The organism is Peribacillus sp. NPDC097895 (genome assembly GCF_050277555.1).
GTDB lineage: Bacteria > Bacillota > Bacilli > Bacillales > DSM-1321 > Peribacillus.
In genome coordinates this window covers 124,181-146,564 of the sequence record NZ_JBNNSH010000005.1, presented here as the reverse complement: position 1 = coordinate 146,564, position 22,384 = coordinate 124,181, and the positions used below count along the sequence as shown (strand labels likewise).

General features: G+C 38.6%; 24 protein-coding genes. 17 read left to right on the top strand and 7 right to left on the bottom strand.

Annotated elements, in window-relative coordinates; all coding sequences use genetic code 11:
• Window positions 1-37: 37 nt before the first annotated feature.
• Window positions 38-961: a substrate-binding domain-containing protein gene (locus ACQKMH_RS21865; protein WP_427589497.1), complete on the bottom strand. Its 924-nt coding sequence runs from the start codon at window positions 959-961 to the stop codon at window positions 38-40.
• Window positions 962-1,125: 164 nt separating this feature from the next.
• Between ACQKMH_RS21865 and modA the strand changes: the two genes are divergently transcribed.
• The 9 genes from modA (at window position 1,126) to ACQKMH_RS21820 (ending at window position 9,027) form a co-directional block, all read left to right on the top strand.
• A complete protein-coding gene (gene modA, locus ACQKMH_RS21860; RefSeq protein WP_427589496.1) occupies window positions 1,126-1,929 on the top strand; it encodes a molybdate ABC transporter substrate-binding protein in 804 nt (267 codons plus the stop codon).
• Window positions 1,930-2,352: 423 nt separating this feature from the next.
• Window positions 2,353-3,051 carry a response regulator transcription factor gene (locus ACQKMH_RS21855; protein ID WP_427589495.1) on the top strand — a complete coding sequence of 233 codons (699 nt, stop codon included), beginning with the start codon at window positions 2,353-2,355 and terminating at the stop codon, window positions 3,049-3,051.
• A gap of 3 nt (window positions 3,052-3,054) precedes the next feature.
• On the top strand, window positions 3,055-4,416 hold the full coding sequence (locus ACQKMH_RS21850; RefSeq protein ID WP_427589494.1) for an ATP-binding protein: 1,362 nt from the start codon (window positions 3,055-3,057) through the stop codon (window positions 4,414-4,416).
• A 56-nt stretch (window positions 4,417-4,472) separates the two neighbouring features.
• Entirely contained in the window at window positions 4,473-5,174 is a 702-nt protein-coding gene (locus ACQKMH_RS21845; protein ID WP_427589493.1) for a polysaccharide deacetylase family protein, read from the top strand.
• An 18-nt stretch (window positions 5,175-5,192) separates the two neighbouring features.
• A complete protein-coding gene (locus ACQKMH_RS21840) occupies window positions 5,193-5,786 on the top strand; it encodes a DedA family protein (RefSeq protein WP_427589492.1) in 594 nt (197 codons plus the stop codon).
• 206 nt (window positions 5,787-5,992) lie between these two features.
• Window positions 5,993-7,159, top strand: coding sequence for an MGDG synthase family glycosyltransferase (locus ACQKMH_RS21835; protein WP_427589491.1), 1,167 nt, complete (start codon window positions 5,993-5,995; stop codon window positions 7,157-7,159).
• A 91-nt stretch (window positions 7,160-7,250) separates the two neighbouring features.
• Window positions 7,251-7,859 (top strand): DedA family protein, encoded by a 609-nt coding sequence (locus ACQKMH_RS21830; protein ID WP_427589490.1) that lies wholly within the window; start codon window positions 7,251-7,253, stop codon window positions 7,857-7,859.
• Between the two features lie 150 nt (window positions 7,860-8,009).
• On the top strand, window positions 8,010-8,357 hold the full coding sequence (locus ACQKMH_RS21825) for a hypothetical protein (protein ID WP_427589489.1): 348 nt from the start codon (window positions 8,010-8,012) through the stop codon (window positions 8,355-8,357).
• Window positions 8,358-8,619: 262 nt separating this feature from the next.
• On the top strand, window positions 8,620-9,027 hold the full coding sequence (locus ACQKMH_RS21820; protein WP_427589603.1) for a GrpB family protein: 408 nt from the start codon (window positions 8,620-8,622) through the stop codon (window positions 9,025-9,027).
• Window positions 9,028-9,089: 62 nt separating this feature from the next.
• Here ACQKMH_RS21820 and ACQKMH_RS21815 read toward each other — a convergent pair whose 3' ends face one another.
• From ACQKMH_RS21815 to kduI, 3 genes are all read right to left on the bottom strand, one after another.
• Window positions 9,090-10,097, bottom strand: coding sequence for a LacI family DNA-binding transcriptional regulator (locus tag ACQKMH_RS21815; protein ID WP_427589488.1), 1,008 nt, complete (start codon window positions 10,095-10,097; stop codon window positions 9,090-9,092).
• A 185-nt stretch (window positions 10,098-10,282) separates the two neighbouring features.
• Complete coding sequence (kduD, locus tag ACQKMH_RS21810; protein WP_427589487.1) at window positions 10,283-11,059, bottom strand: 2-dehydro-3-deoxy-D-gluconate 5-dehydrogenase KduD; 777 nt, start codon at window positions 11,057-11,059, stop codon at window positions 10,283-10,285.
• Between the two features lie 55 nt (window positions 11,060-11,114).
• Entirely contained in the window at window positions 11,115-11,945 is an 831-nt protein-coding gene (kduI, locus tag ACQKMH_RS21805; RefSeq protein WP_427589602.1) for a 5-dehydro-4-deoxy-D-glucuronate isomerase, read from the bottom strand.
• A 309-nt stretch (window positions 11,946-12,254) separates the two neighbouring features.
• On the opposite strand from kduI, the gene ACQKMH_RS21800 reads away from it, so the two are divergent.
• The 3 genes from ACQKMH_RS21800 to ACQKMH_RS21790 all read left to right on the top strand — a co-directional run bounded on the left by ACQKMH_RS21800 (window position 12,255) and on the right by ACQKMH_RS21790 (window position 15,043).
• Window positions 12,255-13,220 (top strand): sugar kinase, encoded by a 966-nt coding sequence (locus tag ACQKMH_RS21800; RefSeq protein ID WP_427589486.1) that lies wholly within the window; start codon window positions 12,255-12,257, stop codon window positions 13,218-13,220.
• Window positions 13,221-13,304: 84 nt separating this feature from the next.
• Window positions 13,305-14,330 carry a 2-keto-3-deoxygluconate permease gene (locus ACQKMH_RS21795; protein WP_427589601.1) on the top strand — a complete coding sequence of 342 codons (1,026 nt, stop codon included), beginning with the start codon at window positions 13,305-13,307 and terminating at the stop codon, window positions 14,328-14,330.
• A 146-nt stretch (window positions 14,331-14,476) separates the two neighbouring features.
• On the top strand, window positions 14,477-15,043 hold the full coding sequence (locus ACQKMH_RS21790) for a GrpB family protein (RefSeq protein WP_427589485.1): 567 nt from the start codon (window positions 14,477-14,479) through the stop codon (window positions 15,041-15,043).
• A gap of 213 nt (window positions 15,044-15,256) precedes the next feature.
• Here ACQKMH_RS21790 and ACQKMH_RS21785 read toward each other — a convergent pair whose 3' ends face one another.
• Window positions 15,257-15,904, bottom strand: a complete 648-nt coding sequence (locus ACQKMH_RS21785) for a glycosyltransferase (protein WP_427589600.1) — start codon at window positions 15,902-15,904, stop codon at window positions 15,257-15,259.
• A gap of 399 nt (window positions 15,905-16,303) precedes the next feature.
• Here ACQKMH_RS21785 and ACQKMH_RS21780 point away from each other — a divergent pair, with 399 nt between their 5' ends.
• The 5 genes from ACQKMH_RS21780 to ACQKMH_RS21760 all read left to right on the top strand — a co-directional run bounded on the left by ACQKMH_RS21780 (window position 16,304) and on the right by ACQKMH_RS21760 (window position 20,409).
• Window positions 16,304-17,059: an AAA family ATPase gene (locus ACQKMH_RS21780; protein ID WP_427589484.1), complete on the top strand. Its 756-nt coding sequence runs from the start codon at window positions 16,304-16,306 to the stop codon at window positions 17,057-17,059.
• 192 nt (window positions 17,060-17,251) lie between these two features.
• Window positions 17,252-17,632, top strand: a complete 381-nt coding sequence (locus ACQKMH_RS21775; RefSeq protein WP_230158888.1) for a GntR family transcriptional regulator — start codon at window positions 17,252-17,254, stop codon at window positions 17,630-17,632.
• The gene (locus tag ACQKMH_RS21770) at window positions 17,629-18,315 is read left to right on the top strand and encodes an ABC transporter ATP-binding protein (RefSeq protein WP_427589483.1); all 687 of its coding nucleotides are present in this window, start codon (window positions 17,629-17,631) and stop codon (window positions 18,313-18,315) included. Before ACQKMH_RS21775 ends, ACQKMH_RS21770 begins: the two co-directional genes overlap by 4 nt.
• Window positions 18,312-19,145, top strand: a complete 834-nt coding sequence (locus ACQKMH_RS21765) for a hypothetical protein (protein WP_427589482.1) — start codon at window positions 18,312-18,314, stop codon at window positions 19,143-19,145. Before ACQKMH_RS21770 ends, ACQKMH_RS21765 begins: the two co-directional genes overlap by 4 nt.
• A 28-nt stretch (window positions 19,146-19,173) precedes the next feature.
• Window positions 19,174-20,409 carry a hypothetical protein gene (locus ACQKMH_RS21760; RefSeq protein ID WP_427589481.1) on the top strand — a complete coding sequence of 412 codons (1,236 nt, stop codon included), beginning with the start codon at window positions 19,174-19,176 and terminating at the stop codon, window positions 20,407-20,409.
• Between the two features lie 274 nt (window positions 20,410-20,683).
• Here ACQKMH_RS21760 and ACQKMH_RS21755 read toward each other — a convergent pair whose 3' ends face one another.
• Together ACQKMH_RS21755 and ACQKMH_RS21750 are read right to left on the bottom strand one after the other, a co-directional pair.
• Window positions 20,684-21,883 (bottom strand): MFS transporter, encoded by a 1,200-nt coding sequence (locus ACQKMH_RS21755; RefSeq protein WP_427589480.1) that lies wholly within the window; start codon window positions 21,881-21,883, stop codon window positions 20,684-20,686.
• A gap of 12 nt (window positions 21,884-21,895) precedes the next feature.
• A complete protein-coding gene (locus ACQKMH_RS21750) occupies window positions 21,896-22,324 on the bottom strand; it encodes a MarR family winged helix-turn-helix transcriptional regulator (protein WP_427589479.1) in 429 nt (142 codons plus the stop codon).
• Window positions 22,325-22,384 lie beyond the last annotated feature (60 nt).

Sequence of the window (22,384 nt, the reverse complement as noted above, 5' to 3'; positions counted from 1 at the left end):
AGAACAGGAAGGCTGCTGATCCAGTAGCCTTCCTGTTTTAAAATGTCTCGTGAATGATGGAGCCTGTCCGGGAAACATCATAATCACCTAAAGCATCGATTTCCGCTCGAAATGGTTCCGAGGATAGGATACTTGTGACGATGTTTATGATGTCCTCGTTTTTCGGCGTTTTTAATAGAACAAGGTCGTAGCGTTCCGTAATTAATGGAATGAAATCGACTCCGACCATTTTTGCCGCTTTTTCAATTCCAACTCCTACATCCGCAACCCCTGACGAAACAGCTGATGCCACACTTAGATGGTTGGTTTCTTCGTTTTCATACCCTTTAAGGTTTTTGGGTGGAATTTTGTGGATCCTTAGCTGTTCATCAAGAAGGATTCTTGCACCAGAACCTCTTTCCCTATTGATGATGGTCAGGTCCTTGTTTAAATCAATCCAGCTGGTGAGATTGAAAGGGTTCCCCTTTTTAACATATAAACCCGCTTTTCTTGAAACAAGATTAAGTAAAATATAGGGGTAGCCGACCAAGATCTTTTTTATATATGGAAGATTATATTCTCCTGTATCTCCGTCAAACATGTGTAAACTCACGATGTCCGAATCACCATTGTACATGGATATAAGTCCGCTCAAACTTCCTATATTGGACCGTAATGTTTTATGGCCAGAATCCTTCGTGATATACTGCCCTAGTATATCCAGCACCATGTCCTGACCGCTGATGACAAGAGTTTGGGTTTCCTTCACTTCGTTCTGATGAGGCTTAGCAACAGGGGCCTGGGCTGTATGGGACTTCCCGTCAGTGATATATTTCTCCAAGTCCTTTGCATCCATTCTCATTTGCCTGCCCACGCGGAATACAGGCAGTTCCCCTTTTTTAACAAGATCATATATCGTCAATTTAGATACTTTTAAAAGCTGTGCCACTTCTTCGATTGTATAGGATAGCTCCTGCGACATGTGCATCCCTCCGCCCTTATTGTATCTTAGTGTCCTTTAAAAAGTAAATTCTCAGGGAAAGGGGATTGATGTAAACCCTAAATTTATTTTATACTGTTATATCTAATTATAACTAGTTATAATTAGATATAAAAAGTTATAACGGACAGGGAGGAGAAGCGACAATGAAAAAAATATATCTAATGATTTTCTCGATTATGTTGCTTGTGATTGTGGGGACTGGGTGTTCAAAAGATGAAGGGGAAAATAAGGAAAAGAAGGCGCAGCAAGACGGCGAGAAAGTGGAATTGACGGTTTCCGCAGCTGCAAGTTTACAAGATGCTTTAAATGATATAAAAGCGGATTTTGAAAAGGAAAACGCAAATGTGAAAGTTCAATATAACTTTGGCGCTTCGGGAGCTCTTCAGCAGCAAATTTCCCAAGGTGCACCTGTTGACCTGTTTTTCTCAGCTGCAGAAGATACATTTGATAAATTAGTGGATGAAGATCTTATAGAAGAGAAAAACGGGATCGATTTAGTCGGTAATGAACTGGTGCTGGTGGTGCCAAAGGATTCAGATAAGGAAATGGGTTCAATGGAAGACCTCACAAAGGCTGATAAGATTTCGATCGGTACGCCAGAATCTGTACCAGCAGGGCAGTATGCGAAACAAACATTGGAAAACTTGAATCTCTGGAAAGACGTTGATGATAGATTGATATATGCCAAGGATGTCCGGCAAGTGCTTACATATGTAGAAACGGGAAACGTGGACGCAGGGCTTGTTTATAAAACGGATGCGATGAACTCATCAAAAGTCGATATCGTTGCAACAGCCAAGGAAGATTTACACGATCCTATCATTTATCCGGCAGGCATCATTAAAGAAAGTTCTCACCCAAAAGAAGCGAAGCTATTTTACGACTATCTTCAAAGCGAAGATTCTGCCAAGATTTTTGAGAAATATGGATTTGAGGATTTAGACTAATTCCGCAGTTTTGATATACGATCAGCTTCTAACTAAAGAAAGGTTTCTTTCCATAAAATAAAGGCCACCAATTTGGTGGCTTTTACTTTTGTCGCCCGGAATAGGTGTAATGAGGGGAATCCTCCAAATTTATGAATTCTCCTTATATTCTATTGTTTTTAACCAAGTCACCTTAACGCAATTTGAAAAAAGGATTAAAAATCAATTAAAAAGCGAATTAAAAAGCAAAATAATGCTAAATTGAAGAAAGAGCATTTCAAGAATTAGTGAAAACGATTAAAATGCAGGACTTTGGATAAATATAGAGGGAATTGAAATTTTAAACGGAGTATTTAGGTTCGTATAAAGTATGGAGCTAATATTCAAATTCGATAAATACATTTGGATATGGATGCATATCCCACTCAAGTAGGAGGGTTTTAAATGAAACAGCGTATTTTGGTTGTAGAAGATGAAATCCAGATAGCAACGATATTAAAAATAGAACTCGAATTTGAGGGGTATGAAGTGCTTGTTGCCCATACCGGCAAGGCGGGGTTGGAAGCCGCATTGCACGAAGAATTAGATTTAGTACTATTGGATGTTATGCTGCCTGAGCTAAATGGCATTGAGGTTTTAAAAAGGATACGAAATGAGAACACCTTATTGCCAATCATCCTATTAACAGCCCGTAATATTACAATGGATAAGGTGGAAGGGCTGGATCAAGGAGCCAATGACTATATAACGAAGCCTTTTGAAATCGAGGAATTATTGGCAAGAATACGTTCATCCATTCGTCAGAATTCACTAACTGCCAATGCTACAAGAGAAGAGGAAACAATCTTATCAATAAAAGATTTATTCATTAATCTCGATATGAGAGAGGTTAAGAGGGGTGATTCTTCCATAGCGTTAACCCCAAAGGAATTTGATTTACTCGTTTATTTACTTTCCAATAAAAACAAAATCGTGACGCGAGAAAATATCCTGATGAATGTATGGGGTTATGAGTATGAGGGGGAAACCAATGTAATTGATGTGTATATCCGTCATTTAAGAAAGAAAACGGAAGAAGGTTTTTCTGATCCGATCATTATTCAAACGGTTAGAGGAATTGGCTATACAGTAAGGGAGAAATAAGTAATGAAAATTACAACAAAAATTAACCTGATTACGACAGCTTGGATACTCTGTGTGTTGGTTGCAGTCAATGCTGTTGTATTTATTTCTTTCATGAAAATTACTGTAAATATGGAAGAGGATGTATTGGTGCACAAAGCCCAAAATGTCATTGCCGAAATAAAAATGGATGATGCGCCTCAAGAAATGGAAAAAAAATTAACCACATATTTAACGAATCATTCATTTATCCGAATTATACAACCTGACTCGCAAATTAGAAGTGAGGTGTCCAGCGACCATTATTTGCTTACTAAATTCAAAGGGGAATTTTCTAGCGAACAAGAAGCCCATAGAAGCACAATTAGACAAGCTAGCAAAGAAGAACAAATATTAATCGTTAGGGTTCCCATCCTATCTAAAGGTAAAGTTGTTGGAACTTTAGAAATCGGAGATAGATTACTAGGACTGGAATTAGGGAAGGATGTATTACTTTCCATTCTGACATTTTGTACCCTATTAGGGGCAGGGTTATCGCTGCTAGGCGGCAGGTGGTTATCAAGTGTAATTATGAGACCTATTTCCAATATGATTAATACGATGGAGGATATCGAACAAAGCGGTATACCCAAAAAAATCATCATTCAACATGAAACAAAAGATGAACTGCAAAAAATGGCGGTTACTTTCAATCGGATGATGGGCAGATTGGATGTGAATTTGGATAAACAGAAGCAATTCATTTCAGATGCTTCTCATGAAATAAAGACGCCGCTAACGATTATAAAAAGTTATGCCGATCTCTTAAGAAGACGCCGCATACAAAGTGAAGAAAAAGCACTTGATGTGATAAATGTCATTCATTCAGAGGCAACCCGAATACAGAAAATGACGGAAAGGCTGTTGGAATTGGCCGATACGGAATTAGAAATTACCTTAGATTATAAATCAGTGAATGTAATCACGTTATGTGAGAACGTATTTAAACAATTCAAAGAGGTATATGGGCGAGAAATAAACTTTCATTATGAAGAAGATTCCATTACGGTTATAGCAGATGAATTGAAGATAAAACAGGTGATCATCATTCTTTTAGATAACGCAATCAAATATAGTACAGACAAAATTGATGTGTATGTAAAGGATCAGCTATACTCTACCGTCATTCGGGTAAAAGACTATGGTATTGGAATACCTGAGCGTGACATAGAAAATATCTTTGAACGTTTTTATCGTGTGGATAAGGCTAGAAGCCGTGAGACAGGTGGATCAGGGCTAGGTCTGTCGATAGCAAATAATATAATGAAGCAACATAATGGGGAAATTAAAGTGGTTAGTGAAGAAGGAATTGGAACGGAAGTGGCATTGTTCTTACCCAAAAGGTAATCCGTTTCTTGTGCATGAAAATTTGCCGTAAAATACAAGATTGAGGTGTTCTGTGAGTGACACATATATGGATGATTAGCTTGGGTATCATATTATTGTTATTTCTAGTTTATACGATTGTCCCTACCGTAATTATTCGTGTAAGCGGATCGGGCATAACCCAAAAAAACAAGAGGAATAATGGGATAGTTCTAACTTTTGATGATGGTCCCAATCCTGAATATACGACACGATTACTTGATCTTTTAAAAAAGTACGAGATAAAGGGTTCGTTTTTTGTTGTGGGCAGTAAAGTGAGAAATAACCCTGATATCATTAAGCGAATGCATGATGAGGGACATACGATTGGGATTCATCACTATGATCATGTTTCAAGCTGGATCCTTTCGCCCTTTCGTTTAAGGAAACAGTTAAATATGACTGAAAAGGCAATAATGGATTGTACGCATGAAAAAGTCACCTTTTACAGACCTCCATGGGGCCATTTTAATATATTTACACCCATGATCAGTAAGAAATATAGAGTGATCATGTGGTCGGCCATTTTTGGAGATTGGAAAGTGGAAACATGCAAGAATGACCTGCTAAATCAATTGCGGACAACGTCAACGGAAAGTTCCATTATCTTGCTCCATGACTGCGGGGAAACCTTGGGGGCGGATAAAGCAGCACCTCACTATATGATTGAAGTTTTGGAAGTTTACTTAGAGGAAACAATTAAAAAGGGAACAAAATTTATTACATTAAAAGACTTATAACTGATTCGAGGGGATTTTATGAACATAGATAGTATTTTACATTTTATTGACTTATATGGCTATCTTATCATTTTTCTTTTTTTGTTCATGGGCATTGTGGGCATTCCCGCTCCAGAGGAATCTCTTCTATTTTTAATCGGAGTCTTAATTGGACAAAATAAGCTCTCTTTTGGCTTAGCAACCCTGAGTGCATTTCTTGGAGCCTTTTTAGGGATGCTTATCGCCTATGTATGTGGGAAATACGTTGGATATCCATTTGTAAAGAAATTTGGGAAATACGTGGGCATTACTAATGAACGCTGGGAGAAAGTACAGAAAAAGTATATGAATAATGTCCAAAAAACCATCGTGTTTGGGTTTTATCTACCAGGAATAAGACAGATTAGTCCGTATTTTGCAGGAATCAATAATATCCCCCTCTTTAAATTCATTCTCTTTTCCCTGCTAGGCACGTTTCTCTGGACTGTCCCTTTTATAGTGGCAGGGTATTATATGGGCAATGCCTTTCATATCAATCCGGAATATGTTCCACTTTTAGGTGTCGTATTCATCGTCTTTTTTTTGATATATGCTTTTATCAATTACATGAAGAGCAAAAAAAAGAATGGATAGGACTACTCAAACGGGCTACCAAAGTTTAGGGAACGGGGGCTTGTGATAAGGTGAACGTATCATTAAAAATTGATTAAAATGAAAGTTATTAACAAAAAAAGTGTTATATTGTAAAGGGAAAAAAACTCTTGAACATGCAAAAAGTCTTTTTTCCAAGTCCGTAATCATTACATTAAAAAGAATGATTTCAATAGGGGATGACATATATGAAGAAGGTTTTGTTTTTACCTCTCTTCCGCATGCAGTCGGGACATCATCAAGTTGCAGAGGCCTTAATGGATATGTTTAAAAAGCATACAGACGGAGTTATTTTGAAAAAAGTAGATTTGTTAAGTTATACGAATAATTCTTTAGAAAAAATGATAACAACCGGTTATTTGAAATGGATCCGTTTTGCACCAGAAAGCTATAATCTCGCCTACAAAAACCTTTTTTACGTTAACTCGCAGAAGGAACGTTCATTTAAGTGGTATCAACATATATTTTTGAAAAAAATGGAACAATTGATAGCGGAGGAAAGGCCAGATTTAATTGTGTGCACACACGGATTCCCTTCCCATCTTTTAAGCCAGTTAAAGGTAAAAGGGAAGTGCAGCACCCCGATTATAAATGTGTATACGGATTTCTTTATTAATAATGTATGGGGAAGCAATGGGATCGATTTTCACTTTCTTCCAAGTCAGGAATTGAAAGAAAAGCTATTAAGCAAGAATCAAATATCGAAACATAGTATGATGGTAACTGGTATTCCTGTGCATGAGGAAATCACTAAAAGGGCGCGTGTATTTAACAACACAGATCGCCCCAAAGTTTTAATCTCAGGAGGAAATAGTGGTCTGGGCGGGATTTTGAATTTAGCTGGTGAATTAAAAACATCAACCGCTTTTGATTATTTTGTACTTTGTGGTAACAACAAAAAGCTATATGATGAGATCAATACATGGGATTTAGCTCATATTAAACCATTGCCTTATATCTCATCGAGATCAGAAATGAACAAAATTTATGATGAAGTGGACGTAATCGTCACGAAACCAGGTGGTGTCACCATTAGTGAAGCACTTCGAAAAAGGCTTCCGATTTTCGTCCATTCGATGCTGCCAGGACAGGAGGAAATTAATCTACAGTATTTAAAAGACTATAAACTTGTATATGAAATCAATCCTAGATCTTCATTTGAAAAACAAATGCTTACTATTTTAAAGGACCATGAAAAAATGGATCAGTGGGATAAATCGATCGAAACTTATCAAAAGGAACTGGAATTGGAAAACCCTGAGGAAATGGTTGAAATTATGAAAATGATTCTTAATCTGAAACAAGCCGATAAGCCATCATATTTCACAAATCAGTCAAAAGTTATTTATAGCTAGGGGACATTCTATGATTCCTGCCGTCAAGCGGCCCCATTTTTAATAATAACATTCGAGATTCATAAGAAAGAAAACGAAAGAGAGAAGTTGAATGATGAACGACATTATCCAATCTATTTTACTTACACTCATGGATTATGGGTACTTAGGAATTACACTTGGACTTATGATTGAAATTATTCCAAGTGAGATTGTATTATCCTATGGGGGCTTTTTAGTTTCCCAAGGAAATATTAGTTTTGTTGGCGCGGTTATTGCTGGAACGATTGGCGGAACCATCGCTCAGATATTTGTTTATTTAATCGGATATTATGGTGGAAGACCATTTTTAGAACGATATGGAAAGTATATATTCATTCACAAAAAACATATTGAACTATCGGAAACTTGGTTTACTAAATATGGACCAAGCGTCATTTTTACGGCAAGGTTCATTCCGGTTGTCAGACATGCTATTTCCATTCCAGCAGGGATTTCCAAAATGCCATTAATGAAGTTCACGAATTATACGCTGCTAGCTGTACTTCCGTGGTCTGTGCTTTTTGTATTCCTCGGGATGAAGTTAGGAAGCAATTGGGACCAGATTAACGAGATGGCCAAGCCCTATATCCAGCCAATCGCATTCGTGGCGATCCTCATTATTGCCGGAATGATCATTCGCGGCTTCATGAAAAAAAAGAAAAGCAAAGGCTTTTTATGATTATAAATAATGAAGGGACCACCGATTAGGTGGTCTTTTTTTTGGCGAAGAGATGTGAATCTTCGGATTTATTCCCTTTATTTTGAAACTTTGGTATGTGTTAGACGTATATAATGTGAGTAAATACCTATTACCAAGGAGGATAATGATGTGGAGAAGGCAATGGTTGATTATCTCATTGTGGCTCTATTGATTATTGGTTTCACATACGGCCTTATTAGAGAAATTAGGCAATGCGTTAGCATCAGAAAAGGAAATAAATCTGATGTTATTCATTACAAGAGGAGACTGATTGGGAACTATCTATCTTGCCTATCCTATGTGGGCTTTCTTTTTTCCTATATTTTGAATCTATTACTAGTATTAAAGGTTATACCAGATGTATTTCTCACAAGTGATAATACGAGTTTTAGTTGTTTTGGGTTTCTTGCGATTCTTTTAATCGCTAAATTTGGGATTATTCCAAAAGAAATGAAAGAAACCAATTACAAAACATGAGCCACGCATACATAATTGAGAAAGTGAAAATATGGAGTGAAGGAAATCCGAAATGACCCCACTATATGTCCCTTACGCATTAAAAGATAAATCGTCATCCGAAAGAAAAAAGAATGTTTGCCGAAACTTCATGGAAGTGGGTGATTAAATGGAAAAACCAATCAAAATCGAATATTACAAGACCGAGTGGGTAAGTGAGTTCGAACAGGAAAAAGCGAGGATAAAGGAAGCATTAAAAAATTATCCCCTTTTTGTTTAGCGTATTGGAAGTACATCTGTCAAAGGATTGGGGGCAAAACCCATTTTGGACATCATGACTGGCGTTCATCATTTAGATGAGGTGGATATGTTCATTGAACCCTTGCAATCGATTGGGTATGTATTTGTCGCACATAAGGAATTTCCCGATAGGCGTTTTTTTAGAAAAGGTCAATGGAGAGCGGGGACACACCATTTGCATTTCTATAAATACGGAAGTGAACAGTGGAAAAATCAACTTTCATTTAGGGATTATCTAAGAACTCATCCTAACGTACGGGACCAATATCAGCAATTAAAATTATTCTTAGCTCAAAAGCACCCTGCAGATATAGTGGGGTACACCAAAGCAAAAGCACCATTTATCCAAAATGTCATAGAATCAGCAAAGAAAAAGGTGAATGGTAGGTGATTGCCAAGGTCAAGGGTAACGGCAGTGATATAAACTGCCGTTTTTGTTAATGGTATATCCCTTTAGCATGATCTTCGTACAATTAGTTCGGGGGCAAACCGATAAGTAATGTATGGGGTCTGGTCTGAATTGGTTATCCGGTTCAATAATAACTCTGCTGTTTTAATTCCCATTTGTTGTATGGGTTGTCCTATTGTTGTGATGGATGGTTCATAAAACTCCGTATAAGCGACATCATCAATACTGACAATGGCCACTTCCTCAGGAATCGAGATTTTTTTCTTTTTCAAATAGCTAAGGATTTCACGTAACACTAAGTCATTTCCTGCCACTATGGCTGTTGGAGGCTTTTCTGCATCGAATATCTGGGTCAACTTTCCTTGAATCTGGTTTCTTGGTAAAGAATGAATATCATCCTCCCTGACTTCCAATTTATGAGATGCCATCGCTTTCTTGAATCCTTCGATTCTCTCCAACCTCGGTGTGATCGGGATATCAATCGGCAAGGTTAAAAACGCAATATTTTCGTGTCCTTTTTCAGCCAGCATGGAAACAGCTAAAAAGATTGCAGCATGATTGTCTAAAAGGACGGAATCAGATGTAACTCCATCAACTAATCGATCAACGAATACCATTGGAATTGAATGATCGATCAAGTAATTATAGACTTTAAAATCATTTCCTACCGGAAAGATGATGATTCCATCTACTTGCGTAGAAACCAGCAAATCAAGGTATTCTTTTTCTTTCTCCGGATCATCGGCAGAGTCACATATGAATACTTTCATGCCATGCTGCCGAATCTGTTCTTCTACGGTACGAATAATTTCGGTGGATAAAGTATGTAAAATATTAGCTACGAGTATGCCTATGACTTTTGTTTTTTTCACTTTTAAATTCCTGGCATTATCATTGGGACGAAAATCAAGTTCTTGGATTACTTGTTCGATTCTGTCCTTTGTTTCAGCACTCATATAACGAAAACGTTGGTTAATATATTGAGAAACCGTACTTTTGGATACACCGGCCTTCTCAGCAACATCTGATATGGTAATTTTCTTTTTTTTCATGATGTACTCCTAAAGGATATTATTTCTTGAAATAGAACGAGATATCTTCATCATAACAAAGGAGCATTGCGATTCCAACGCCAGTTAGCAGATTTTGTTAAACATTGGATGTAAGAAACACCCTAAGCACTTTGGCTAAGGGTGTTAACCTTAAAAATATTCATTTGCAAATATTAATCAACGGATTAACGAACGAGCCAGCCTCCATCAACAGCGAGGATATGGCCATTCATATAGTCAGAGGCCTTGCTTGCAAGAAAAACGACGGTTCCCATGACATCAAAGGGTGTTCCCCATTTTTCGGCTGGAATCCTTGAGAGAATGTCTTTGTTTCTCGACTCATCTGCACGAAGCGCGGCAGTGTTGGCCGTTTCTATATATCCTGGGGCAATCGCGTTTATTTGAATGTTTTTAGACGCTAATTCATTAGCAAATGCTTTAGTCAGCCCGGCAACGCCATGTTTACTCGCTGTATATGCCGGAACGAACTTGCCTCCTTGGAATGTGAGCATCGATGCGATATTTATGATTTTTCCGCTGCCTTGTTCAACCATTTCTTTGGCCACGAGCTGACTAAGAAAATACAGGGAATTAAGGTTAATGTCCATTACTGCATTCCAATCCTCGTCTTTATATTCCAATAAAGGAGCTCGGCGGATCGTTCCTGCATTATTAACAAGGATATCGATTTTTCCGTATGCATCAAGACAGCCTTTTACAACACCTTTAAGACTTTCTTTATTCGTAAGTTCTGCTTGATAAAAGACTGCTTTTTGGCCGGTCGTTTCGATTAAATCCTTTGTTTCTTGCCAATTATCACCATGGGCAACGATAAAAACGTCTGCACCTGCTTTTGCTAATGCAACCGCATATCCTTGTCCTAATCCAGTATTTCCTCCTGTTACGATGGCAACTTTACCTTTTAAACTGAAAAATTCCATTGAAAAATCCAGTAAACTCATCTTGTTTCCTCCATCCCCATATTCAGTAATCACTCTTTGTATCGATTTATTTGTGTTACTTCATTTCTGAAATAGGAAAGGTATCCATATCCTCATATGTATAATTCTCTCCAGCCATTGCCCAAATAAATGTGTAGTTGCTTGTAGCGGAACCGCTATGTATGGACCACGGAGGTGAAATGACAGCTTGTTCATTTTTCATCACAATATGCCTTGTTTCATCGGGTTCACCCATCATATGGAACAAAATAGCATCTTCAGCTAAGTCAAAATACATATAAACTTCGACTCTGCGGTCATGAACGTGAGGAGGCATGGAGTTCCAGACATTTCCTGAAGCCAACTCCGTCATTCCCATACACAGTTGGCAGCTTTGGATTCCTTTTTCATGAATCATTCTGCGGATCGTCCGCTTATTTGCCGTTTCCTGTGACCCCATTTCATCACCTGGCACTTCCTTGAATGCTACGTGTTGAATCGGATAACTTTTATGTGCTGGAGCAGAAGCTAAATAAAACTTAGCGGGCTTGGATTCTAGATCACTAGTGAAAATCAGCTCTTTACAGCCTAATCCTATATACAGACAATCGCGATTTTGAAGGGTATATACTTCCCCATCAACTGAGATCGTCCCTGATCCCCCTATATTAAATACCCCTAATTCTCTCCGTTGAAGAAAATAATCAGCTTTTATGAAATCATGGCCCTCAAGCTTAACCCCTTTAGAAACAGGTTTGATTCCCCCTATGATAACCCTGTCATCAAGGGAATAGCATAAAGAAACGTCATCATCGAGAAATAAATGTTCCACTAAAAAATTTTTGCGGATTTCACTTGTATCAAAATGTTTGGCTTGTGACGGATGAATGGAATAACGTTTTTCCATATGCATATTAATAACCTCCTAGTTTAGTAAAACGGTTTATCGAATTTTTTAAAATGTTAGCGCTATCAATAGTAAAAATATATATAATATTTTCCAAATAGTCAATGATAATAGAAAAATTTAGTAGGTAAATCAGAATTAAAGAGGGTGAATATGAAAAATACCATGTTTTTATGAAAAATAAAAATAAAAGATTAGTATTGTTAAAAACTGGTTTATGTGATAATCTGATTTCAATTAAAAGAAAGCGCTTTCTCGTAACTTTGGTTTACTAAACCACACTGTACCCTTTTTCAGGAGGAATGAGGAATGAAAGATTTAGATGTGATCACCTTTGGAGAACCGATGACCATGTTCTATGCAAATGAAGTAGACCCTTTACATGAAGTTAAATCCTTTTCCCGAGCACTTGCGGGAGCAGAATCAAACGTAGCTTGCGGGTTGGCACGTCTTGATTTAGATGTTGCTTATATGACGAAACTTGGAAACGACAGTTTTGGTAAGTTCATCATCAAAGAATTGAATAAAGAAAGAGTAGACACGACAGGAATCCGATTTACAAGTGATCACCCGACAGGAATGCTAGTTAAGTCTAAAGTGCTTGACGGAGATCCGGAAGTGGAATATTTCAGAAAAAATTCAGCTGCTTCCACTCTGAATATTGGGGATCTTTCAGAAGAGTATTTTCAGCAGGCCAAACATCTGCATGCAACGGGTATCCCATCCGCATTATCTGAAAGCTGCCACGAATTTACAGTTGCTGCCATGAAATTTATGAAGAACCAAGGAAAGACGGTTTCATTTGACCCGAATTTACGGCCTAATCTATGGCCGGATAAACAGAAAATGGTGGATTGCATTAATCAGCTTGCTTACATTTGTGATTTATTTCTTCCAGGCATGTCTGAAGCGGAAGTTTTAACAGGACTTAAAACACCTGAGGAAGTAGCCGGATTTTATTTGGACAAAGGAGTTAAAATGATCGTCATCAAGCTTGGAGCAGAGGGAGCTTATTATAAAAATGCGAATGAAGAAGGGTATATGAAAGGATTTGTACCAGAAAAAGTCGTTGATACAGTAGGTGCCGGCGATGGTTTTGCCGTCGGGGTGATCAGTGGCTTGCTGGAAGGTAAATCCACGAGGGAAACCGTTACTCGGGGTAATGCGATTGGCGCTCTTCAAGTCATGTCACCTGGTGATATGGATGGTATGCCTAGCCGGAAAAAATTACAGGACTTTATTGAAAGTCAGAACAAACTTTTAAATGTTGAATGATCGATAACAGCAACCAGTTAACTCCACAACTAGACTTCCAATTACAAATAATCATAAATTTGATAATGAAGTGGAGAGATTGTGATGAGAATAAAAGCCGGAATAGAAAAAATCCCAGGTGGCATGATGGTAGTCCCTTTGTTCATTGGTGCTTTATTACATACTATTTTTCCTGACACAGCAACCTTCTTTGGCGGATTTACAGGTGCCATGCTAACAGGTACCGCATCGATATTAGCCGTCTTTTTCTTTTGTGTCGGAGCTACGATAGATGTTAAGCAATCAGGGTATATTGCAAGAAAAGGATTTACATTGCTTATCGGTAAAGTCGTATTCGCGGCATTATTAGGATATGGGGCAGCTTTAATACTTCCAGAAAACGGGATTCAAACTGGTCTCTTTTCCGGTCTTTCGGTTTTAGTGCTTATAGCAGCTTTTAATGAAACGAATGGCGGTCTTTATACTGCACTCATGACAAAATTGGGCAGAACGGAAGATGCTGCGGCATTCCCGTTCATCAGTATTGAAAGCGGACCGTTCTTCACGATGATCATCCTGGGTGTAGGAGGCCTTGCTACTTTTCCATGGCAAACAATTGTCTCCACTTTGATTCCATTTGCAGCCGGTATGCTTGTAGGGAACATTGATAAAGAATGCCGAGCGTTCTTTGGACAGGCCGTACCGGTCCTTATCCCGTTCTTCGCATTAGCTCTAGGATTCGGCTTGGATTTTGGCATGATCTTAAAATCCGGATTCATGGGTATTTTAATGGGTGTTGCTGTCGTATTCCTTTCCGGAGGTGTCTTATATCTACTGGACCGCTACGTTACAGGCTCCGATGGTGTTGCTGGGGTCGCCGCTTCTTCAACAGCGGGTGCCGCAGTTGCTGTACCCTTCATTATTGCCGAGTTAAACCCGCAATTTGCTCCTGTAGCAGAATCGGCAACAGCGATCATCGCGACAAGTGTATTGGTGACGGCGATTCTAACACCCATGCTGACGATGTGGGTTGCAAAGAAACAAGAAGAAAGAGGCATCCCGCAGCGAAGAGGCATGAAACCAACTATATTGAAAGATTCAAATGTGACTCCCATACAAAAAGCGAAGTAAAACAAGTGAAATGTAAGCGTTATCCAAAAAAGCAACTGGGGTTATTGTCCCAGCTGCTTTTTTTGTGATACATGCACTTTTGGTGTTAAAATAAGGAAAAATAAAAAGAGGAATGTAAATGCCAATTCCTATCAAAGGAGGCCTTCATGAGAAAGGTCGAGGTTGTACCACATAAGAAAGAATGGTCCAAGCTATTTCATGATGAATGCCAAAAATTACAGGAGATTTTCGGGCCTGAAATGATAAAGTTATACCATATTGGCAGTACGGCCATACCGGCCATCCAAGCCAAGCCAGTAATAGATATTTTGGCAGTGGTAAACGATGTGGAATGTGTCGCTTATTTTAATAAAGAGATGGAAGAGATAGGGTATGATGCCAGGGGGGAGAATGGAATTGCTGGACGACGTTTTTTTCGTAAAGGCGGGGATGAGAGGACGCACCATATTCACATGTTTCAACAAGGACATGAAGAAATAACCAGACACCTCGCATTTCGGGACTATATGTTGGCCCATTCCTATGAAGCACAAAGATATAGTCAGCTGAAACAGCGCTTGACTGCACAATTCCCGAATGATATCAATGGATATGTAAACGGGAAAAATGATTTTATAAGAGAGATGGATGAACGAGCAAAACACTGGCTGAAATCGATCAATAAGCAAGGTGATCATGATGTTGATAAAGAGGATAAGATGCCAAGTGAGTGAGGAAATCCAAAGTTTTGGGTTCAGATTGAATCTTAGTCGCCCATAAACAGTGGCTATTATTAAACAAGCTTTACGAAGTTTAGGAGATGAAACAGATAAACGGGGTTAGCTCAAGTATGGATCTACCCCGTTAAAAGTACCCCATCAAATTAAATCCCGACTTTATCTTTGAAGGAAAGAGTTAGATTCGGGATTTGTTTTTTATTAAAAGTTTTAAAATTTATTTGGGAATTGTTTGATAATCCCTTCTGTTAGGGTGTCAGCCAATTTAATAATATGATCTTCACCTTTATCAAAAGCAGAAATTTCCGCATCTGTATCCTTTTTTATTCTTGAGACAACTTGATCTGTGAGTAATTGTAAATGCGTATACAACAATTCTTTTAATTCATCATTTTTCCAATTTGGATTGGCTTTACTAAGGAATATAGCAATATCATCAGCGTTTCTATACCATTCAGCATTAAATTTTTTCAGATTTTCCTGGTTTCCGCTTTTTGCTGCATCCACCACTTTTCCTGCAAGAACAATGTGCTCCCTTAACAGTTCAGCTAGTTTGTTGCCAGCTGCTTCACCATAATAAGGTTTGATTGCATTTCCAATATCATCCTGATTTTTTAATAACCTATTCAGTACCTTTTCTTTGTCATCCAAATCTGATAAGGCACTGACCATATAGCTTCTTGTCCATATGGTATGGTCAATCCAAAGTTTTTGTAAAGTATGTTTTAGCTGTTCCGATGACTTACTAATACATTGTCTTTGTTGAGTCCCTTTTCCTTTTGCCTCAGTAGTTAGAGGAGAAAAGATCAAAGCAAAAGACATAAACAAGATCATTAATGTTAAAAACCGGTTTTTGATAAAAATCATCTCCTTTATATAAACTTAAATTCTCCATTATTATTTGATTAATTTACAGATTTTACTCTATAAGGGACTTAACGGAAAAATCTGGAACCATTAAGGGGTGATAATAATACTGACCCATTGAATCCTCCTACATATTCGCCGAGTTTATGCTAATCACTACATGACCAACGGTTTTGTAAACTACTAGCACAGTGCATTCGGGGTTTTCACTTTGATGAAATTCAATATTGACAGCTTAGGTGTATTAAGGGGGAAGTTTAATTGAATTGCATCCAAGGTGGGTGATCATTTAGAATCAAACATTATCAGGGCGTCTAGGGTTGCAGTCTTAATGGAATGTAAGAAGGACATATCAGCGCTCAAAATATATTCTACAGAAGGTGATAATAAATGAAACTGGATTATGATACACAGTACATCAGGGGTATCTACCTGAATAGAGATCGAATATCTTCGTATGCCCAGTTCCCTCTTGATCTGCCGGTGATCAAGCATCTTCAAGAGGTGGCCTTTCATCCCAGTGTTACCTATGTTATCGGGGAAAATGGAATGGGAAAGTCCACCTTGCTTGAAGGTATTGCGATTGCGTATGGCTTCAATCCAGAAGGCGGAACGTTGAATTTCAATTTTTCCAATTATGATTCACATTCCAATTTGGACGAATACCTCCGTTTGAAAAAAGGCGTGTACAAACCGAAGGATAATTTTTTCTTTAGGGCGGAAACCTTTTATAATTTAGCTACGAATATAGAGGAATTGGACAGGGAGGCATCGTTTGGGTCGAAAATCATCGATTCCTTCGGTGGAAAGTCACTTCACCAGCAATCTCATGGGGAATCGTTTTTTTCAGCCTTTGTAGAACGATTTCAAGGCGATGGATTGTATATCCTCGATGAGCCAGAAGCTGCTTTGTCGCCATTGAGACAAATGTCGATGCTGGCCAGAATAAATGAGCTTGTTCAACAAGGTTCCCAATTCATCATTTCCACCCATTCTCCGATCATCATGGCCTACCCGGATGCTAAAATCCTCCAAATTTCAGATGAGGGAATGAGTGAGGTGACTTTGGAGGAGTCCAATCACTATTTGTTAATGAAACAGTTTTTTGAAGATAAAGATCGGCTACTTCATCATCTATTCGAATGAGATTTTAGCATCTCCATTAAAGCATAATGAAAATCCCGACTGCACAGCGCATTCGGTTTTTTCACTTTGATGAAATTCAATATTGACAGCTTAGGTGTATTACGGGTATAGTACATCCATGAGGTGTATGAACCACTTAGTACATACACGCAAGACAATCAGACTTTTTTAAATAATAGGGGGTGGTTTTTTATGAACGTAAATACCCGGGAACCGGTATATCTGCAAGTCGTTAGGCATTTTAAAGAACAAATAGCCATTGGCAAATTCGTGGCTGGACAGGAAATTCCCTCTCGAAGAGAACTGGCCGCTTCACTGAACATAAATCCTAATACCGCTCAAAAAGCGTATAAAGAAATGGAGGAACAGGGCTTGATTCATACTGAACGAAATTTTCCCAGTCAAATTACGACGAATGAAACGGTTTTACAGGCTGTGAGGCAGGAACTTATTCTGGCTGCCGTTGATTCGTTTGTTGATGCGATTCGTCCCATTAATGTGCCAGTTGATGAACTGCTTCGTGTGGTTAAAGAAAAATATTCGGAAGAAATCAGGGAGGGGGAAGAAGAATGATCGAAGTAAAAAAGATCTCTAAGAATTACGGCAGAAAGAAAATCTTGGATGGTGTTTCTTTTACCGCCAATAAAGGGGAAGTCACTTGTCTGATCGGGATAAATGGTGTCGGTAAAACGACTACACTCAAAGCCATTATGGGCTTGACGCCATATAAAGGCGAAATCCTGATTGATGATCAAAAAATGACAAAGAACAGCTATGAAAAAATCACCTTCATTCCAGACGCACCAACGATGCTTCCGCAAATGACGATTAAACAGGCCATGGTGTTCATGGAGGATTTCTATACGTCATGGAACACGGAAAGAGCCAATCAATTAATGGGATTCTTTAAGCTGAAAGAGGAGACCCCCATTTCTGAATTGTCAAAAGGGAATACAGCTAAGCTTAACTTAATGCTGGGTCTGTCCCTTGACGTGGATTATGTACTGATGGACGAACCGTTTTCGGGCATCGATATGTTTAGCCGTGAGCAAATCGCCGATGTCTTTGCAAGTCACCTTATTGAAGACAGGGGCGTCATCATCACGACCCATGAAATTGGTGATATTGAACATTTAATCGATAAGGTCATTTTATTGGATAATGGTACAGTGCTGAAAGAGTTCAATACAGAAGAAATGCGTGAAGAGGAAGGGAAATCGGTAGTTGATGTAATGAGAGAGGTGTATCAATCATGATGCGTTATTTAAAACTAGTGAACTTTGAAATCAACCGTTTCAGTAAAATCTATCTTAGCTTATTGTTGATCACCTTGGTTTCACAATTTGCGGGAGTGTTCATCGTAACGAAGAGCCTACTTAATGATGCCAGGAAGATCATGTTGGAAGAAAAGCTATCGGATGCCGCTTATATTACCAATTATGGAGGCATTGATTTTACCCATATCGCCAATACTCTCTGGTTTCAAGGACCGATCGCGCTCAGTGCCGTTGCTCTTATTTTTTACATTTTCCTTATATGGTATCGTGATTGGTTTGGAAAAAATACGTTCATTTATCGCCTATTGATGTTACCGGCATCCAGACTGTCTATCTACCTTTCCAAAGCCACGGCCATCTTTTTGATGGTATTAGGATTGATTGCTTGGCAGATTATCATTTTACCAATGGAAAATGCGCTATTTAATTCATACGTATCTGAATCGCATTTGAGCATGGAAATGTCTTCTACTGCCATCATGAAATTCAATGGTGTATTGAATTTGGTTATTCCAACCACATTCACACAATTCTTGCTTTCCTATGGGATCGGTCTAATGGTCTTGTCTATATTATTCACAGCGATCATGTTTGAAAGAAGTTTCCGTTTAAAAGGTATCATTTTGGGCTTGGTGTATTGCGGAATAGCTGCAGCGTTGTTTCTAACTCCTGTTTTCGTAATGGCAAGTGATGTTTTCTATTTTTATCCTGGTGAACTCGTTGGTACACTGATCGCTTTAGGAATCATTGTGACAGGAATATCGATTTGGCTTGGTTCTTGGTTATTAAAAAACCGCGTTACCGTATAACAACAACTTTTAAAGGAGAGTGAACAAGGTGAAACGTTATATATGCAGCATCATAATTGGATTGGTAGTCATTTTAAGCATCGGGACCTATTATGCCAAAGTAGCTTCCTCTGCTTCAGGCCTTCCAATGTATACGTTCAAGAAGCTAGAAGGTAGTAGCAAAGAGCTTGATCCGGTAATCATAAATGGTTCACATGAATCCAATCCCTATTTTGAATCATTAACGATTGAATCCAATCAAACAACATATGACAGCGAAAAGTCTTACTTTGAAAGCTTAACGGGAAGACAAGATGCTCAAATGGGAAGATTAATGAAAGAACATCGTTCATTTATGCGTGGGAAGGATTACATCGATTCTTTTTATGAAGACAATGATTTCCTGGCTTACGCCTCAGTGAATGAAGATTTCACAAATAGCGGAAACATGGAAGCGGAGTTTGATATCGCTTTATTGGAGAAGAAAGGCAACGATGAAACTTCTTTCAGTTTGGAACTTCCCGATCAAGTGAGAAACATGAATACGAATGTCGTGGATGTGCAATTGGTCCATTCAAAACTACAGGTATTAACGACTAATGATGTGAATTCCAACGATGACAAGCAAACGAAAGAGGTTCATCTGTATACGATCGATTTAGCTAGTAAGAAAGTAATAAGCGATAAAACTCTTTTATCCGAAACTTATAATGGCAATGACCAAGTCGAAGTTGGGATGCCAGTTGATGTTGCTCCCACGCAGTCAAACAACATGATTTTATTTTTTGTAATCAAAGGGGTAAATCATGAGGATGGTTCGTATGAGGAAAGGCCAAATGAAAGCAAACTGCTATCTTATAATTATGAAACGGAAAAAATGGAACATGTTAAATGGCCAAAAAATGAATCGCTTAGCCTAGACAAGATAAGAAAAGGATTTGTGGATGGGAAAAGTCTATACGTAGTTGATAATCAATCCAACAATTATCACATTAAGACGATTGATCTAAGCAGTCAAAAGGTAACGAAGAATCTAGAGCTAGATCTAGCTGTTCATAAGAATGAAGAATACTTCGCCACCGTTAAGAATGGAAGGGTGTATTTCCTTTCAGGTAATGACAGATATCCAGAAGAAATGGATTATAAAACTAAACCGCCTCGATTGCTGATTGCCGATTTAAAGACCGGAAAGACTTTATATAAAGGGGAAACAGTCATCCAATCAGCGGAACAAAAGAAGACCAAAAATCTTGGTTTTTATGTAGATAATATAGAAGTCAAATAAGGACCACTATCACTAGAAGTTGTCTCAAAAGAATAACCTTTTGAGCGGCTTCTTTTTTAGTGATGGTCGAAATATCTCTCTGAAGGTCGAATTATCGATCAAAAAGGTTGAAATATCTCACTGACGGTCGAAATATCACCAACAACGGACGAAATCCCATGTGCAGTTTCACTGACTGCTTATCTCGGACAGGTTCCAAGAATCGGATTCGTGGAACAATGGCCATGAAAAAAAGGGATATCCTTCAATAGGATATCCCTTTTTCCATCATCGGTTAAATGGAAACGATTTTTGCTCGTGCAGTCCGTTCTTTCCTGCCGTGCAAGAAGTAGTAAAGAACGGAAGTTGCGATGACCACAACGCCAAGGATGACATAAAGTGTGCTGTAGCCTGTTACTGGAATGATGAATCCCAGAATATAAGGGCCAAACCCAAGTCCTGCATCAAGCATGATAAAGAAGGTGGATGTTGCCATTCCCATACGGTGAGGAGGTGTCAGTTTCACGGCAATTGCCTGTGAGCTTGATTGCATGTTACCGAATCCAAGGCCGATGAGAAAACCAGCTGCCAATAAAGTGAAGCTATTGGTTGATATACTTAGTAGGAGCAACCCGACTCCGAAAATCATGAAAGCTGGATACATTATGAAGTTCGCTCCTTTCCGGTCCATTAGCGGTCCCGAGAAAGGGCGTGATAATAATACGGCTACTGCGTAAACGACAAAAAAGAAGCTTGCAGTATTGACTAGGTCGATTTCTATGGCATAGAAGCTGATGAAAGAAAGGACGCTGGAATAACAGAATGCCAATAACAGTGTAATGAATGAGATGGGCAGTGCCTTCGGTTCAATAAAGTTGGAAAGCTTGAATCCTTTACTTTCAGATACTTTTGCCGTTACTTTCAATGCCGGTACATACAGGAAGAATGCTGTAATCAGGCTGATAATCCCTAATGCCAGACAGAAACTGAAAATGACTTGGAAGCTTGTATGCTGAGCCATATAAAGACCGATGAAAGGTCCGATTGCTGTCGCAAGTGTAGCGCTCATGCTGTAATAGCCGATGCCCTCACCTTTTCGTGTAGTCGGAATGATCTGGGCGACGATCGTTCCTGTCGCAGTACTCGCCATCCCCATCGCCATACCATGAATCAGCCGGTTAACGAGCAGGAAGCCTATTCCTAGATCCACAAAATATAGAATGGTTGTCAAAGTGAAAAAGATCAAACCGATGAATAATGTTTTCTTACGGCCGATTGAATCAATGAAACGGCCGATGAATAGACGTCCGATCAATGTTCCGATTATGAATATACCCGATATGAGTCCTGCTTGACTTGTTGATGCATGCAATTCATTTACAGCATAGATGGCAAGTGTCACCATCAATAAATAAAAGATTAAAGTTATGAAAAAATTAATGGAAGAAACGATGATAAAGTCCTTCGTCCATAGTTTAGGTCTGGATTGTTCCATTTTATTATCTCCTTACTTTGTGATGTTATTTCTTATTTCGCCCATGATGCGAATGGCTGCGAGTTGTTCCTCTTCAGTGATCCCTTTTAGGATGTCCTGTTCGTATCGATCGATTGTCACGCGGACTTCACTGTATATCTTTGATCCAAGCTCCGTAAGCCGCATTCTTTTTTCGCGTCTATCCTTGCTTGGGACATGCTCGACATACCCAAGCTCTTCTAAACGGGTGATGGTCCTCGTAATCGTAGGTTTTTCAACATTTTGGTAATTGGCCAGTTCTACTAGCGTTGCAGAACCATAATTGGATAAGTAATGCAATATGGACCATTGCGCTCGGTGTAAATCATGCTGGTTCAGCTGTATATTTAAATTATTTTCAAAAGGCCGGTACAGCAGCAATAGTTCCTGAAAGAATTTCTGGAAAGTCTTTATTAGAAACACTCCTTATAATATATAGTTACTGAGAGTAATTGTTATCCTTGGTAACTATAATATCAAAAT

What these genes read in the sequence shown, in the direction of transcription:
- ACQKMH_RS21780 (WP_427589484.1), top strand. Translation starts at nt 16,304, where the DNA reads ATGAAACTGGATTATGATACACAGTACATCAGGGGTATCTACCTGAAT.
- ACQKMH_RS21770 (WP_427589483.1), top strand. Translation starts at nt 17,629, where the DNA reads ATGATCGAAGTAAAAAAGATCTCTAAGAATTACGGCAGAAAGAAAATC.
- ACQKMH_RS21865 (WP_427589497.1), bottom strand. Translation starts at nt 961, where the DNA reads ATGTCGCAGGAGCTATCCTATACAATCGAAGAAGTGGCACAGCTTTTA.
- kduD (WP_427589487.1), bottom strand. Translation starts at nt 11,059, where the DNA reads ATGAGTTTACTGGATTTTTCAATGGAATTTTTCAGTTTAAAAGGTAAA.
- ACQKMH_RS21790 (WP_427589485.1), top strand. Translation starts at nt 14,477, where the DNA reads ATGAGAAAGGTCGAGGTTGTACCACATAAGAAAGAATGGTCCAAGCTA.
- ACQKMH_RS21800 (WP_427589486.1), top strand. Translation starts at nt 12,255, where the DNA reads ATGAAAGATTTAGATGTGATCACCTTTGGAGAACCGATGACCATGTTC.
- modA (WP_427589496.1), top strand. Translation starts at nt 1,126, where the DNA reads ATGAAAAAAATATATCTAATGATTTTCTCGATTATGTTGCTTGTGATT.
- kduI (WP_427589602.1), bottom strand. Translation starts at nt 11,945, where the DNA reads ATGGAAAAACGTTATTCCATTCATCCGTCACAAGCCAAACATTTTGAT.
- ACQKMH_RS21775 (WP_230158888.1), top strand. Translation starts at nt 17,252, where the DNA reads ATGAACGTAAATACCCGGGAACCGGTATATCTGCAAGTCGTTAGGCAT.
- ACQKMH_RS21840 (WP_427589492.1), top strand. Translation starts at nt 5,193, where the DNA reads ATGAACATAGATAGTATTTTACATTTTATTGACTTATATGGCTATCTT.
- ACQKMH_RS21815 (WP_427589488.1), bottom strand. Translation starts at nt 10,097, where the DNA reads ATGAAAAAAAAGAAAATTACCATATCAGATGTTGCTGAGAAGGCCGGT.
- ACQKMH_RS21765 (WP_427589482.1), top strand. Translation starts at nt 18,312, where the DNA reads ATGATGCGTTATTTAAAACTAGTGAACTTTGAAATCAACCGTTTCAGT.
- ACQKMH_RS21855 (WP_427589495.1), top strand. Translation starts at nt 2,353, where the DNA reads ATGAAACAGCGTATTTTGGTTGTAGAAGATGAAATCCAGATAGCAACG.
- ACQKMH_RS21755 (WP_427589480.1), bottom strand. Translation starts at nt 21,883, where the DNA reads ATGGAACAATCCAGACCTAAACTATGGACGAAGGACTTTATCATCGTT.
- ACQKMH_RS21850 (WP_427589494.1), top strand. Translation starts at nt 3,055, where the DNA reads ATGAAAATTACAACAAAAATTAACCTGATTACGACAGCTTGGATACTC.
- ACQKMH_RS21830 (WP_427589490.1), top strand. Translation starts at nt 7,251, where the DNA reads ATGATGAACGACATTATCCAATCTATTTTACTTACACTCATGGATTAT.
- ACQKMH_RS21795 (WP_427589601.1), top strand. Translation starts at nt 13,305, where the DNA reads ATGAGAATAAAAGCCGGAATAGAAAAAATCCCAGGTGGCATGATGGTA.
- ACQKMH_RS21835 (WP_427589491.1), top strand. Translation starts at nt 5,993, where the DNA reads ATGAAGAAGGTTTTGTTTTTACCTCTCTTCCGCATGCAGTCGGGACAT.